Raw genomic sequence first — 14086 nt, 5'->3', positions numbered from 1 at the left:
TCCCCGGCCCGGAGCCGTCTGCACCTCAGCGCATGCGATCAGCTCTCGACGAGCGAGCGCAGCACGTACTGCAGGATGCCGCCGTTGCGGTAGTAGTCGGCCTCACCCGGGGTGTCGATCCGGACCACGGCGTCGAACTCGACGGTCTGGCCGTCCTCCTTCTTCGCGGTGACCTTGACCGTCTTCGGGGTGGTGCCGTCGTTGAGCGCCGTGACCCCGGAGATGTCGAAGGTCTCGGTGCCGTCGAGGCCCAGGGTGTCGGCGGACTCGCCGGCGGGGAACTGCAGCGGCAGCACGCCCATGCCGATGAGGTTCGAGCGGTGGATCCGCTCGAAGCTCTGTGCGATGACCGCGGAGACGCCGAGCAGCTTGGTGCCCTTCGCCGCCCAGTCGCGCGAGGAGCCGGTGCCGTATTCCTTGCCGCCGAGCACGACGAGCGGGATGCCCTGCTCCTGGTAGTTCACCGAGGCGTCGTAGATCGTGGTCTGCGGACCGCCCTCCTGCGTGAAGTCACGGGTGAACCCGCCCTGCACGCCGTCGAGCAGCCGGTTCTGCAGCCGGATGTTGGCGAAGGTGCCGCGGATCATGACCTCGTGGTTGCCACGGCGCGAGCCGTAGGAGTTGAAGTCCTTGCGCTCCACACCGTGCTCCACCAGGTACTTGCCGGCCGGGGTGTCGGCCTTGAAGGAGCCCGCCGGGGAGATGTGGTCGGTGGTGACCGAGTCCCCGAGCAGCGCGAGCACGCGCGCCCCGGAGATGTCCTCGACCGGCGAGGTCTCCTTGGTCATCCCGTCGAAGTACGTGGGCTTGCGCACGTACGTCGAGTTCGGGTCCCACTCGAAGGTGTTGCCCTCGGGCGTGTCGAGCTGCTGCCAGCGGGCGTCGCCCTCGAAGATCGTGCCGTACTCGGTGTCGAACATCTCGGTGTCGATCGAGGAGTCGATGACCGACTGGATCTCCTCCGGGCTCGGCCAGATGTCCTTGAGGTAGACGTCCGCGCCCTCGGAGTCCTGGCCCAGCGGCTGGTTCTCGAAGTCGAAGTCCATGGTGCCGGCCAGCGCGTAGGCGATGACGAGCGGCGGCGAGGCGAGGTAGTTCATCTTGACGTCCGGGCTGATGCGACCCTCGAAGTTGCGGTTGCCGGAGAGCACCGCGGTGACGGAGAGGTCGTTGTCCTGGATCGCTTCGGAGATCTCGTTCTCGAGCGGGCCGGAGTTGCCGATGCACGTGGTGCAGCCGTAGCCGACGACGAAGAAGTTCAGCGCCTCGAGGTCGTCGATGAGGCCGGCCTTCGTGTAGTAGTCGGTGACGACCTTGGAGCCCGGGGCGATCGAGGTCTTGACCCACGGCTTCGAGTTGAGGCCCTTCTCCCGCGCGTTGCGCGCGAGCAGACCGGCGGCCATCATCACCGAGGGGTTCGAGGTGTTCGTGCACGAGGTGATCGAGGCGATCGCCACCGCACCGTTGGCCAGGTCGAAGCTGCGGCCGTCGGGCATCGACACCGCGGCCGACTTGGCCTCGTCGCCGGGACCCACGTAGTTGTGGATGTCCTTGGCGAACTGCGACTTGGCGTCGGTGAGCTCGATGCGGTCCTGCGGACGCTTGGGCCCGGAGATGGAGGGCACCACGGTGGACAGGTCGAGCTCGAGGTACTCCGAGTACGCGATCTCGGCGCTCGGATCGTGCCACAGGCCCTGCTCCTTGGCGTAGGCCTCGACGAGCGCGATCTGCTCCTCGGAGCGGCCGGTGAGCTTGAGGTACTCGACGGTGACGTCGTCGATCGGGAACATCGCGGCGGTCGAGCCGAACTCGGGGCTCATGTTGCCGATCGTCGCACGGTTGGCGAGCGGCACGGAGCCCACGCCCTGGCCGTAGAACTCGACGAACTTGCCCACCACGCCGTGCTGGCGGAGCATGTCGGTGATCGTGAGCACGACGTCGGTCGCGGTCACGCCCGAGGGGATCTCACCGGTGAGCTTGAAGCCGACGACGCGCGGGATGAGCATCGAGACCGGCTGACCGAGCATCGCGGCCTCGGCCTCGATGCCGCCGACGCCCCAGCCGAGCACGCCGAGGCCGTTGACCATCGTCGTGTGCGAGTCGGTGCCGACGAGGGTGTCCGGGTAGGCGCGGGTGACGCCGCCGACCTCGCGGGCCATGACGACGCGGGCGAGGTACTCGATGTTGACCTGGTGGACGATGCCCATGCCCGGGGGCACGACCTTGAAGTCGTCGAACGCGGTCTGGCCCCAGCGGAGGAACTGGTAGCGCTCGCCGTTGCGCTGGTACTCGATGTCCATGTTGCGCTCGATGGCGTCCTCGGACCCGAAGGCGTCGATCTGCACCGAGTGGTCGATGACGAGCTCGGCCGGAGCCAGCGGGTTGATCTTCGCCGGGTCGCCGCCGAGGTCCTTGACGGCCTCGCGCATCGTGGCGAGGTCGACGATGCACGGCACGCCGGTGAAGTCCTGCATGACGACGCGGGCGGGGGTGAACTGGATCTCGGTGTCGGGCTCCGCCTCGGGATCCCACTGGGCGAGCGCGGTGATGTGGTCTGCGGTGATGTTGGCACCGTCCTCGGTGCGCAGCAGGTTCTCCAGCAGCACCTTGAGGCTGAACGGCAGCTTCTCCGATCCTTCGACCGCCGAGAGACGGTAGATCTCATAGGACTTGCTGCCGACCTCCAGGGTGCCCTTCGACGTGAAACTGTCGACGTTGCTCATCGTGACTCCTTAAGTTCATTGGCACGCGATACCCGTTTCGCTCGGAAACCTGGCCGATGGGGCCTTTGCGCCGAATTAGGTGACACAAATGTTTCCGAAGATATCTTGACGTCAAGATAAATCGTATCGCATTCGGCCTTCGGTATCCACCGCCCCGGGGGTGTCCGGAAGCGGGTTCCCCCTCGTCCGGCGGGACCGCCTGGCCCTGTGCGATCGGTGGGAAAACCCCCGGGTGCGGAATCTTCCGGGGCGCGAGAATCGTTGTACGCAGTGAACACGCCGTCCCCGACCGGGCCGGCCGGCGCACCCCGCGCCCATGACCGACCACAGGAGGAACCCATGGATCCCATCACTCTCGGCGCCGGCTTCGGGTTCGGCGCGCTTCTGCTCGGCCTGCTCTTCGCGTGGATCTGCCGCAAGGTGGCCCGCGGCAAGAACCGCTCGACCTTCTGGTGGGGCATCTGGGGCTTCTTCTTCACCTGGGTCGCCCTCATCGTTGTCGCGGTGCTCGACTCCAAGGCCCCCGAGCATGGGTACGCCGTCTCCTACAGCTGAGGCTGCACCTCCCGGCCGGGCCCTGCCGCCGGGGCCGCGAGCACAGCGCCCCGTCCGAGCCTCTCGGGCGGGGCGCCGTCGTGTCCCGCGCCGCAGCGCTGCCCCTCGCGGGCCGCGCAGCGCTACCGCTCGAGGACGCTGAGGAACTCCGCGTGGGCGGTGAGCGGGAACAGATCGAAGCCCCGGGTGCGCACGAGCCGGAATCCGCCCTCGACGAGCGCGCGGGCGTCCCGGGCGAAGGTCGCCCCGTCGCACGACACGTAGACGATCCGCTGGGCCGAGGAGTCGAGGAGCAGCCGCACGACCTCCGGCCCCACACCGGCGCGCGGCGGGTCGAGCACCACGGTGTCGGCCTCCGGCAGCGCGGACAGCTCCTCGACGCGGGCGACCCCGAACTCCACCGGCAGACCCGCCGCGGCGTCCCGGGCGCTCGCGATCGCCGTCGCCGACCCCTCGATCCCGGTCACGGGGATCCCGTGGGTCTCGGCGACGGCGACGGAGAACAGACCGGCCCCGCAGTAGAGGTCGAGCACCCGGCGCGCGCCCGCGGTCTCCGCGACGACCCGCTCCGCGAGCACCGCCGCGGCGTCGACGTGCACCTGCCAGAAGCCGTCCGCGGCGATCTCGAACCCGCGGTCGATCCCGGCGACCCGGTGCCGCACCCGGCCGTCGCCGGTCAGCTGGCGCAGCTCTGTGCGGGCGCGGCCGCCCCGGTTCCGCCGGGCGCCCCGGCTGCGGACGAGGAGGCTCCACTCCCCCGCCGCGCCGGCGAGTGCGCCCCGCAGCGCGTCCTCGGCCTCCCCGGTCGGTCGTCCGTGGGCGACCACCGCTCCCCCGTCGCTGCCGGCGGCGAGCTCGAGCCGGGAGATCCCGGGCAGCGTCAGCCGGTGCAGGTCGAGCGCATCGAGCTCCGGCACCGCGAGCGGCAGCGTGTCCACCGGGACGACGCGGCGCGAGCGCGCGGCGAGCATCCCCGGCCGGCCGCGCTCGTCGACGGCGAGCTGCACCCGGGTGCGCCAGTCGAGCCCGGTCCCGCCGGCGGCCTCCCGGGGCGCCGCGGCGATCTCCGGCACCCGGTCGAGGCGCCCGAGGCGCGTGAACTGGTCCGCGGCCGCCTGCTGCTTGAGCGCGCGCGAGTGCGCGAGCGCGACGTGGGCGAACTCGATGCCGCCCACCCCGGCCGCACCGAGCGCCGTCCGGCGGTCGGCCACCCGGTGCGGGGAGGCCTCGAGCACGGCCGTGACCTCGGCCCGCAGCAGCCGCGTGCGCTCCTCGGTGATGCGCACGCGCACCGTCTCCCCGGGGATCCCCCCGGTGACGAACACGACGCGACCGTCGTGCCGGGCGATCGACTCCCCGCCGGCGGCCTGCCCGGTGATCTCGAGGACGAGCTCGGCGGGCGCCTCGGTTCCGGTGTCGGTCATCAATGCAGCTCCCTGAATGATTCGGCGTCGACGTCCCCGGCCCGGCGCAGGAGCTGCTCCCGGGCCCGGGTGAAGGACCTGAGCCGCCACGGCACCGTCGCGACGACGACGTTCGGCACGAACAGCAGTCGCGACTTGAGCCGCAGCGAGGTCTGATTGTGGAGCACGTTCTCCCACCAGCGTCCCACGATGTACTGCGGGAGGTAGACGATGATGAGGTCGCGCGGCGAGCGCCGACGGAGCTCGGCGACGTGGTTCATCACCGGGCGGACGAGCTCGCGGTAGGGCGAGTCGAGGATGGTGAGCGGGACGGGCAGGTCCATCCGGTCCCAGCGGTCCTGGAGCGCCTCGGCGGCCTCCTCGTCGACGGCGACGGTGATCGCGTCGAGGAACGTCGGCCGGCTCGTCCGGGCGTACGCCAGCGCCCGGAGCATCGGCTTGTGGATGTCGGTGACGACGACGACCGCACGGGTGTTCGACGGCAGCGTGCGGGCGGAGACGTCGTCCTCGTCGGGGGCGAGCTCGGAGTCCACCCTCCGGTAGTGGCGGTGGACGAGGCCCATGAGGACGTAGAGCACGGCGATCGCGGCGATCGCGATCCACGCCCCGCCGGTGAACTTCGTCACGAGCACGACGGTGAGGACGCCGGCGGTGAGGACGAGCCCGATGCCGTTGACGACGCGGTTGAGCTGCATGCGACGGCGCACCGGGGAGGACACCATGCGCCGGATCCGCAGCGTCCAGTGCCGGATCATTCCGAGCTGTCCGAGCACGAACGCCGTGAACACGCCGACGAGGTAGAGCTCGATGAGATCCGGGACCGAGGCGCCGAACACGATGACGAGGACGGTCGCCGCTCCGGCGAGCAGGAGGATGCCGTTGGAGAACGTCAGCCGGTCGCCGCGGGTGGCGAGCTGGCGCGGCAGGAAGCCGTCGCGGGCGAGCCGGGAGGACAGGCCTGGGAAGCCCTCGGTCGAGGTGTTCGCGGCGACGAGGAGGACGAGTGCGGCGACCCCGGCGACGACGTAGAACATGAAGGGGAAGCCGGAGAACACCGCCTGTGCGAGCTGGCCGAGGACGGGATCCTGCTCGAAGTCAGCGGCGATCGGCCGGCCGGCCTCGGCGACGAGCTGCTCCGTCGGGGCGGCGACGTACTTGATGCCGATCCTCGCCGACAGCCAGGTCAGCCCGATGAGCATGCAGGCCGAGAGCGCACCGGTGATGAGCAGGGTGATCCCGGCGTTGCGCCCGCGCGGGGACCGGAATCCGGGCACCGCGGTCGCGACGGTCTGCACACCGGCGAGCGCGACCGAGCCCGAGGAGAACGCCCGCAGCACGATGAACACCGCCGTGAGCCCCATGAGGGCGGTGTCCTCCTCGTCGACCGGCAGCACCGCGTATCCGCTCGTCGCGGCGACCGGGGTGTCGCCGGTGGCCACCCGGTAGGTGCCGACGGCGACGGTGGTGAGCACCGCGAGGACGAACAGGTAGGTGGGGACGGCGAGCATGCGGCGGATGCTCGCGCTGCCGCGCAGCCCGGCGAGGGTGACGACGAGGATGCCCGCGACGGCGATCGCCACCTTGTACGGCTTGACCTCGGGGATCATCGCACCGATGTACCCGGCGAACACCGTCATCGACACTGCGAGCGTGAGGACGAAGTCGACGAGCAGTGAGGCGGCGACGACGAGGCCCGCCCGGGTGCCGAGGTTGGTCCTCGCCACCGCGTAGTCCCCGCCGCCGGACGGGTAGGCCTGGAGGTTGAGCCGGTAGCACGCCACGATGACGAGGATGACGATCCCGACGGCGAGGCCGATCCACGGCGACACGGTGAGGGCGACGAGTCCCGAGAGGGACAGCGCGAGGAGGATCTCGTCCGGGGCATAGGCCACCGAGGAGATCATGTCGGAGGCGAACACCGGCATGGCGAGTCGCCTCGGCAGCGCTTCCCGGCGGAAGTGATCACTGCGGAAGGGCCGTCCGACGAGTAGTCTTTTGACGGCATCGGAGAAACTGCGTGCCACGAGCACCAATGGTAGGGCACGAAGGAAGGGGACCGGCGGATGCACTTCGTCATCATGGGCTGCGGGCGGGTCGGGGCCTCCCTCGCCACCGCGCTCGACGCGGCCGGGCACACCGTCGCGGTCGTCGACCAGGACCCCGAGGCGTTCCGCGCGCTCGGCCCCGACTTCTCCGGGGACACCGTCACCGGCATCGGGTTCGACCGCGACGCCCTCGCCCGGGCCCGCACCGGGGAGGCCTATGCGTTCGCCGCGGTGTCCTCGGGCGACAACTCGAACATCCTCGCCGCCCGGGTCGCCCGCGAGACCTTCGGCGTGACGAACGTCGCCGCCCGGATCTACGACCCCCGGCGCGCGCAGATCTTCGAGCGGCTGGGCATCCCGACGGTGGCGACGGTGCGGTGGACCGCCGACCAGATGATGCGCCGGCTGATCCCGCAGGGAGCGGTCACTGAGTACCGGGAGGCCTCCGGTCGGCTCGTGCTCGCCGAGGTGCACCTCCACCCCGATTGGATCGCCCGGCCGGTGTCGGACATCGAGGCCGCGGTCCCGGCCCGGGTCGCCTACATCACCCGCAACGGCGAGGGTGTCCTCGCCCCACCGTCCATGCTCGTCCAGGACGGCGACCTCGCGCACCTCATGTGTGCCCGGGACGACCTCGATGCGATCATCCGCACGCTCGACCAGCCGCTGACCCAGGAGGACGTGGAATGAAGGTCGTCATCGCCGGAGCCGGCTCCGTGGGCCGCTCGGTCGCCCGCGAGCTGCTCGGCCGCGATCACGAGGTCGTCCTCATCGACCGCAGCTCCGCGGCGGTCCGCCGCGACCGCGTGCCCGGCGCGAGCTGGGTGCTCGCCGACGCCTGCGAGCTCGGCGGCCTGAACGAGGCCGGGCTCGGGCGCGCCGATGTCGTCGTCGCCGCCACCGGTGACGACAAGACCAACCTCGTGCTCAGCCTGCTCGCCAAGACGGAGTTCAGCGTGCCGCGCACCGTGGCACGGGTGAACAACGCGCGCAACGAATGGCTGTTCGACGACAACTGGGGCGTGGACGTCGCGGTGTCGACGCCGCGGCTCATGACCTCGCTCGTCGAGGAGGCCGTCGAGGTCGGCGGGCTCATCCACCTGCTCGACCTGGGGCGCGGGCAGGCCTCGCTCATGGAGTTCACCGTCGGCGAGAAGGCCGAGGTGAGCGGCAGGCGGGTCGGGTCGGTGTCGTGGCCCGCCGACACGGTGCTCGCCGCGATCCTCCGCAACGCCAAGGTCATCGCACCGAGCGCCGACGACGTCATCGAGGCCGGCGACGAGATGTTCTTCATCGTCGCACCTGACCGGGTCGAGGGGCTGCGGGAGCTCCTCGGCGCCGCCGCGCGCACACCCGTGTCCGGACAGCGGGATGCCGGATCGCCTGCGGAGTCCGGCGTCGCACCGCCGGCAGATCCGGGTCCGTCAGTCGGCGGCTGAGGCGATGAGCCGGTAGCCGGGGTTGACGGTGCGCACCTCGCCCTGCTGCCGGCAGAACCGCCCGTCGAGCACGATCGCCCGACCGGCGGCCACCCCGGGGATCTCCCGACGGCCGAGGAACCGGGCTGCGGCCGACCCCGTGCCGTCGCTGATGACGATGTCGAGGCGCGGCGCCTCGTGGGGCAGCGAACGGGTCACCGCGACGATGACGCCGGCCACCCGGGTCTCGGCGCGCAGCTCGAGCTCGCACAGCGGGGTCGCGCCGGGCACCGCGCTGGCGGCGTGGATGTCCGCGTCCGCCTCGGCGTCCTTGTCCGCGCTCGTCCCCCAGCGTTCGAGCAGGCGGGTCAGCGCGTTCAGTGGGTGTCTCCGTCCATGAGTGCGGGCACCAGGTCAGCGGACCTCGGTGATCTCCGGGCCGCGCTCGAAGGGATCGATGTCGTCCCTGACCGCGGATTCGGGTGCGGCGGGCGCCTTGACCGCGGTCGGCTGGGACAGCACGAGCAGGTCGCGCGGCGGCATCGCCTCGGTGCCGCGGTGCACCACGGTGCCGCGGAAGATCTTCACGAGCTCGGCACGGACGTCCTCGTCGGTGATGGCCTTGCCGGTGAACACTGCGCGCACGAACCAGCGGGGGCCGTCGACGCCGGCGAAGCGGGCGACCCGGGCGGCGGCCTTCCCGTCCTTGGTGCGGACGGGGATGCGGGTGAGCAGCTCGGTGCCGAGCGCGGTGTAGAGCTCGTCGACCGCACCGCCCTTCTGCACGACGTTGTCGCGGATCTGGGTGCGCACGGACTTCCACAGCCCCTCCGAACGGGGGGCTGCGAAGGCCTGGAGCTGCACGGCCCCGCCCTGGTGGACGAGGGTGACGGCGAGGATGCGGTTGGTGCCCTCCTCGGCGTCGAGCCGGACCTGCATGCCGTCGCGCACCGGGATCTGCAGGGCGCCGAGGTCGATCCTGTTCTCCTCCCCGAACTCCTCCTCGGAGTCCCAGGGGCCGTTGTCGACCCGGTCGAGCGGGGCGGCCTTCGCGAGGTCCTCCTCGTCCTCCTCGGCGGGGTCGTCGAGGGAGCCGTCGTCGGCATCCTCGTCGGTGAGGTCGGACGGCTCGCGCGCGTCGTCGTCGGCCCCGGCGTCGTCCGAGGCGTCGAGCCCGGTGTCCTCATCGCGCTCGGCGTCGAGGTCGTCGCGCTCCTCGACCTCGTCGGTCGCCGGTGCGGACTTGCGGAAGCGGTCGAAGAGTCCCATGCTGTCCTTCCTTCGGGCTGTGAACTTCACATGATAGTGCGGTGCGTGCGGGTCAGGCGGGGTTCGCCTGCGGGCCGGTGGGCGCGGGGCCGACGGATACCGCGAAGCCGCCGGTGGAGCCGAAACCGCCTTCCCCGCGGGCGGAGCCCTCGAGGGTGTCGGTGGGAACGAAGTCCGCGTGCACGACGCGCTGCACGACGAGCTGGGCGATCCGGTCCCCGCGGGAGAGCTCGATCGGCGTGCGGGGGTCGAGATTGATGAGGGGGACCTTGATCTCCCCGCGGTAGCCGGCGTCGATGGTGCCCGGCGCGTTGACGATCGACAGGCCGGTGCGGACTGCCAGACCGGAGCGCGGGTGGACGAACGCGGCGAATCCCTCGGGCAGGGCGATGGCGATGCCGGTGGGCACGAGCGCCCGCTCGAAGGGGGCGAGCGTGACGTCCTCCCGGGCGCAGAGGTCCGCGCCGGCGTCGGAGGGGTGCTCGTAGGCGGGCACCGGGAGCGCGGGGTCGAGGCGCCGCAGTGCGATGGTCTGCTGTTCGATGGTCACAGTGCCGCACTCTATCGGTGCGACGGGTGCTCGCCCAAGCCCGGTGTGGGAGAATCGGGGGCATGAGCATCTCCTCCGGATCGGACACCGTCGTGCACTATTCCGAGCGCCTGTGGCCGCCGGTCACGTGGTGGGTGGTGACCGTGCTGCTGTCGGCGATGACCTCATTGATGGTGTACCCGGTGTGGGAACTCGGCGCGTTCATCGTGCCCGTGGTGGTCCTCGTGCTCGCCGCCCTGTGGCTGCGTTCGCTGTCGGCTCCGATCGTCGTCAGCGACGCGGGGTTCCGGGCCGGCCCGGCGCACATCGAGCGGCGATTCATCGCCGAGGCGACCCCTTTCGACGAGCGCGGCTCGTTCGCCGCCCGCGGGGTGCACCTCGATGCACGCGCCTTCCTCATGACCCGCCCGTGGGTGAAGACCGTGGTGCGGGTCGCCCTCGACGACCCGGCGGACCCGACGCCGTACTGGCTGGTCTCGACCAAGCACCCGCACGAGCTCGCCGCCGCCCTCAACCGGGGCTGAGCGCCGCCGGCCGCCGCAGGCGGGAGCGGACGGTCCCCTGCCCCGGGTCCGCCGTCGCGCCGCCGACCGCCGCAGCACGGATGAGGCCGCCTCCCGACAGGGAGACGGCCTTCATGCAGGTGCGGTGGGAGCGGAGGCTCAGCCGGCGCAGTCGGTGCAGATCGGCATGCCGCCGTCCTCGCTCGCCATCTGCGAGCGGTGGCGGACGAGGAAGCACTCCATGCAGGTGAATTCGTCGTTCTGCTTGGGCAGCACGCGCACGGAGAGCTCTTCGTTCGACAGATCGGCGCCGGGGAGTTCGAACCCTTCCGCCGCGACAGCCTCATCCTCATCGACCTGGCTCGCCTGCTGCTGCGTCCGCTGGGCCTTGAGCTCCTCGATGGAATCGTTGCTGAGGTCCTCGTCCTGCTTACGAGGGGCGTCGTAGTCTGTCGCCATGTGGACTGATCACTCTCCGCGAATGGGTGATGGGTGGAAGCGCGTCTCGCGTGCCGCCGGGGTGCGATGTCTCAAGCATTTTGCACTGTGACCTGCGATTTGGCAAGGCAGGTTTGCCCCGAAGTGTGCAGTCTCACTCCCCGGCGGTGAGCCGCCGCTCGCCGCGGCCTGACAGGGACTCTCCTGATCTGGAAGAATGGCGGTGAATCGACCTGCTGTCCGCGGGACCCAGCCGCCACGGACCGCACGCTGCGGAAGGATGATCCATGAGCGAATTCGAGGCCGAGCTCCACCGACACGTGTCCGCATTGCGGAAGCTCATCGCGAGTGCCCGCACCGAGGGCAACGACCTCGCCGTCGATTCGCTCGTCGGGGAGCTCGAAGGGCTCATCGGCCTGGCCGAGCGCAACGACGTCGACACCGCGCAGCTGCAGCAGGTGCTGGCCGCGGAGACCGGCGCCATCCCGATCGTCGCGCCGGCCGACGAACCGAGCTGAGCCGACACCGCGGCGAGGTCCGGCCGGGGGCAGGTGCCGCACCGGCCGGATCAGAGCGCGGGATCAGCCCACGGGCTCCCACTGCGGCAGCACCGGCTTGTCGAGCTTCCCACGGCAGCATTCGATCGAGCAGGCGCCGCTGCCGGGCCCGAGCGCTCCCTGCGGAGTCACAGCCGGCGTCTCGACGTCCTCCCCACGACGCTGTGCGGCGCGCTCGAGCGCGAGGTCGACGAGCCCGGACACGAACTCCTCCTTGAGACCCACCGTCGCGGCCCGCACGTAGGCGAGCCCGAGCTCGGCGGCGGTCTCCGCGGCCTCGGTGTCGAGGTCGTACTTGACCTCCATGTGATCGGACACGAATCCGATCGGCACCGCGATGACGCCCTCGATGCCCTCCTCCTTGAGCTCGGCCATCCGGTCGTTGACGTCGGGCTCGAGCCACGGGATGTGAGGAGCCCCCGACCGGGAGCAGTAGACGAGCTCGGACGCGAGCGGCAGCTCCGCGCCGAGCTCACCGGCGATCCACTCGATGAGCTCCTCGTGCTGGGCCCGGTAACCGCGCGTCATCACCGCCGAGGCGTCCTGCATGGTGTCGGGGATCGAGTGGGTGACATAGAGGACCCGGTGTCGGGCCGGGTCGAGCTCCCCCACCTGCGCGGTGAGGTCGGCGATCCCGCGGCGCACGCACGCGAGCTCGGCCGCGGCGAACCCGGGGTGGTTGTAGTACTGCCGGATCTTGTCGAACTCGACGGCGATGCCCTCCTCTGCGAGCGCCGTCGTCGTCTGCGCGAAGTCCTCCCGGTACTGCCGGCAGGAGGAGTAGCTCGAGTAGGCGGAGGTGTCGATCGCGAGGAAGCGGGTGAAGCCGTGCTCCCGATGCTGATCACGCACCACATCGGTGAGGTAGGGGTCCCAGTTCCGGTTGCCCCACACCACCGGGGTGTCGATCCCGCGGGTGGCGAGCTCCGCCTGCAGTGCGGCGAGGAGGGCCCGGTTCTGGTCGTTGATCGGCGACTTCCCGCCGAACCCGTAGTAGTGCTCACCGACCTCGACGAGCCGCTCGTCCGGGATCCCGCGGCCGCGGGTGACGTTCTGGAGGAACGGGAGCACCTCCTCCTCGGACTCGGGTCCGCCGAAGGACATGAGGACAAGGGCATCGAAGGGCGCGAGGCTGGAAGTAGTCACGCGCCCCAGTCTAACGTTCCCCCGCTCCCACTCCTCGCCGATCACCCTGCTGAGAGTCCCGGTCTCGGAGGATGGGCAGGCGCGCACGCCGACGTCCCTTCTCGCGACTCGCCCGAGCGCTTCCCGCACCGGGTGCGGACTTCGTGAAACGATCGGCACACAGTCATGACTGGAGGTTGACGCATATGACGGAGCTGACGCTGCGCGGAGTGCACGACGACGAGGAGCACCTCGTGCTGTCGGACGGTGCCGGCCACCACTACCTGCTCCCGATCGACGAGAGCCTGTACGCCGCCGTGCGCCGCGACCGCAATCGTCTGGCCCGGATCCGCGCCGCCGGCGAGCCCGTGCGGCCCCGCGAGATCCAGGCGATGATCCGGTCGGGCATGACGACCGAGGAGGTCGTCGAGGCGACCGGCGCGACCGCGGACCACGTCCGCGTGTACGAGGGCCCCGTGCTCGCCGAGCGGCGACACATCGCCGACCGTGCCGGGCAGTGCCTCGTCTACCCCGAGAACAACCCCGACGGCACCCCGAAGCGGCTCCTCGCACTGTGCCGCGAGCGGCTGCAGATGCGTGATGTCGACCTCGGGTCGATGCGCTGGGACGCCTGGAAGCAGACCTCGGGCACCTGGTACGTCGAGCTGAGCTTCGTCGCAGCGGACAAGGAGCGCTCGGCCGGCTGGGAGTACGCCCGCGGCTCGATCTCGCCGCTCGACGACGAGGCCCGCTGGCTCTCCGACGCCGGTCCGAGCGATTCCGGCCCGATCCCGAACTTCGGCAGCGGCTCCGAGCGGGTCTTCAACATCGAGGCCGAGGACGGCAGCACCCGGATCCATGAGGATTCCCCGCGCGGCAGCCACATGGCCGAGACCGGACGGATCCTTGAGAGCCTGCGACGCCGTCGCGGCCGCCAGTCGGCCGCCGCCGCGGAGCCCGACGGCCTCGGCGACCTCGCCCGCGCACCGCGCGACACCCCGCCGCCGGGCTCGCGCCGGTCCCTTCGCGCCGTCTCCGACGAGCCCGCCCGTCACCCCGACGGCGCCCACACGGCGCTCAGCGCCCCCGAGGAGGCCGACGACGCCGGGATCTTCCCGCTCCCGGCCGATGAGCCCGCAGGGCACTCCGGGGCGCCGCAGGACGACGTCTCCGCCGACCCGCACCGGGAGGAGCCGGGCCCCGGATCACCGGCCGAGGACCATCCCTCGCTGCTCGACGAACCGGGCGTGTCGGACCATCATCACGAAACCCAGCCGATCCCGCGGCCCGGCGAAGCCGAGGCCCCGCGGAAGAAGGGCCGGTCCTCCGTCCCCCGCTGGGACGAGATCATGTTCGGCTCCAAGCGCGACTGACGCACACCCGGACAAGTCACCGGTCCGGGCAGCGACCTGTCCGGACGATCGCTGATCCGGGAGGCGGCTGATCCAGGAGACGACTGATCCGGGCGGAGCCGTACGA

General features: G+C 70.9%; 14 protein-coding genes. 6 read left to right on the top strand and 8 right to left on the bottom strand.

The window, feature by feature from the left end; translation table 11 throughout:
• Nucleotides 1-38: 38 nt before the first annotated feature.
• The gene (gene acnA / locus MTQ12_RS11530; RefSeq protein ID WP_247618721.1) at nucleotides 39-2723 is read right to left on the bottom strand and encodes an aconitate hydratase AcnA; all 2685 of its coding nucleotides are present in this window, start codon (nucleotides 2721-2723) and stop codon (nucleotides 39-41) included.
• A 339-nt stretch (nucleotides 2724-3062) separates the two neighbouring features.
• Here acnA and MTQ12_RS11525 point away from each other — a divergent pair, with 339 nt between their 5' ends.
• Entirely contained in the window at nucleotides 3063-3278 is a 216-nt protein-coding gene (locus MTQ12_RS11525) for a hypothetical protein (protein ID WP_247618720.1), read from the top strand.
• 122 nt (nucleotides 3279-3400) lie between these two features.
• On the opposite strand, the gene MTQ12_RS11520 is transcribed toward MTQ12_RS11525, so the two are convergent.
• Together MTQ12_RS11520 and MTQ12_RS11515 are read right to left on the bottom strand one after the other, a co-directional pair.
• Nucleotides 3401-4702 (bottom strand): TRAM domain-containing protein, encoded by a 1302-nt coding sequence (locus MTQ12_RS11520; protein ID WP_247618719.1) that lies wholly within the window; start codon nucleotides 4700-4702, stop codon nucleotides 3401-3403.
• Nucleotides 4702-6726, bottom strand: coding sequence for an APC family permease (locus tag MTQ12_RS11515; RefSeq protein WP_348983879.1), 2025 nt, complete (start codon nucleotides 6724-6726; stop codon nucleotides 4702-4704). The genes MTQ12_RS11520 and MTQ12_RS11515 overlap by 1 nt, the downstream gene beginning before the upstream one ends.
• Nucleotides 6727-6765: 39 nt before the next feature.
• Between MTQ12_RS11515 and MTQ12_RS11510 the strand changes: the two genes are divergently transcribed.
• Both MTQ12_RS11510 and MTQ12_RS11505 read left to right on the top strand, forming a co-directional pair.
• Nucleotides 6766-7437, top strand: coding sequence for a TrkA family potassium uptake protein (locus MTQ12_RS11510; RefSeq protein ID WP_137319923.1), 672 nt, complete (start codon nucleotides 6766-6768; stop codon nucleotides 7435-7437).
• Nucleotides 7434-8186, top strand: a complete 753-nt coding sequence (locus MTQ12_RS11505) for a TrkA family potassium uptake protein (RefSeq protein ID WP_137319924.1) — start codon at nucleotides 7434-7436, stop codon at nucleotides 8184-8186. Before MTQ12_RS11510 ends, MTQ12_RS11505 begins: the two co-directional genes overlap by 4 nt.
• Here MTQ12_RS11505 and MTQ12_RS11500 read toward each other — a convergent pair.
• The 3 genes from MTQ12_RS11500 to dut all read right to left on the bottom strand — a co-directional run bounded on the left by MTQ12_RS11500 (nucleotide 8172) and on the right by dut (nucleotide 9984).
• On the bottom strand, nucleotides 8172-8456 hold the full coding sequence (locus MTQ12_RS11500; protein ID WP_137319925.1) for an OB-fold nucleic acid binding domain-containing protein: 285 nt from the start codon (nucleotides 8454-8456) through the stop codon (nucleotides 8172-8174). The genes MTQ12_RS11505 and MTQ12_RS11500 overlap by 15 nt on opposite strands.
• Nucleotides 8457-8579: 123 nt before the next feature.
• Complete coding sequence (locus MTQ12_RS11495) at nucleotides 8580-9434, bottom strand: DUF3710 domain-containing protein (protein ID WP_137319926.1); 855 nt, start codon at nucleotides 9432-9434, stop codon at nucleotides 8580-8582.
• A 52-nt stretch (nucleotides 9435-9486) separates the two neighbouring features.
• Entirely contained in the window at nucleotides 9487-9984 is a 498-nt protein-coding gene (gene dut / locus MTQ12_RS11490; protein WP_247618718.1) for a dUTP diphosphatase, read from the bottom strand.
• A 62-nt stretch (nucleotides 9985-10046) separates the two neighbouring features.
• Here dut and MTQ12_RS11485 point away from each other — a divergent pair, with 62 nt between their 5' ends.
• Nucleotides 10047-10508 (top strand): DUF3093 domain-containing protein, encoded by a 462-nt coding sequence (locus MTQ12_RS11485; protein WP_247618717.1) that lies wholly within the window; start codon nucleotides 10047-10049, stop codon nucleotides 10506-10508.
• Nucleotides 10509-10646: 138 nt separating this feature from the next.
• On the opposite strand, the gene MTQ12_RS11480 is transcribed toward MTQ12_RS11485, so the two are convergent.
• On the bottom strand, nucleotides 10647-10946 hold the full coding sequence (locus MTQ12_RS11480) for a DUF4193 domain-containing protein (RefSeq protein WP_137319929.1): 300 nt from the start codon (nucleotides 10944-10946) through the stop codon (nucleotides 10647-10649).
• Between the two features lie 266 nt (nucleotides 10947-11212).
• On the opposite strand from MTQ12_RS11480, the gene MTQ12_RS11475 reads away from it, so the two are divergent.
• Nucleotides 11213-11443: a hypothetical protein gene (locus tag MTQ12_RS11475; protein WP_137319930.1), complete on the top strand. Its 231-nt coding sequence runs from the start codon at nucleotides 11213-11215 to the stop codon at nucleotides 11441-11443.
• 63 nt (nucleotides 11444-11506) lie between these two features.
• Here MTQ12_RS11475 and MTQ12_RS11470 read toward each other — a convergent pair whose 3' ends face one another.
• On the bottom strand, nucleotides 11507-12628 hold the full coding sequence (locus MTQ12_RS11470; RefSeq protein ID WP_137319931.1) for a ferrochelatase: 1122 nt from the start codon (nucleotides 12626-12628) through the stop codon (nucleotides 11507-11509).
• A gap of 185 nt (nucleotides 12629-12813) precedes the next feature.
• Between MTQ12_RS11470 and sepH the strand changes: the two genes are divergently transcribed.
• Complete coding sequence (sepH, locus tag MTQ12_RS11465) at nucleotides 12814-13980, top strand: septation protein SepH (protein ID WP_175406972.1); 1167 nt, start codon at nucleotides 12814-12816, stop codon at nucleotides 13978-13980.
• The last annotated feature ends 106 nt before the right edge of the window (nucleotides 13981-14086 follow it).

The sequence above is a fragment of the Brevibacterium sp. R8603A2 genome (assembly GCF_023072605.1).
GTDB classification, from domain to species: domain Bacteria; phylum Actinomycetota; class Actinomycetes; order Actinomycetales; family Brevibacteriaceae; genus Brevibacterium; species Brevibacterium pityocampae.
The sequence above is the reverse complement of the archived record's forward strand: the minus strand, read 5'-3'. Positions and strand labels throughout refer to the sequence as shown.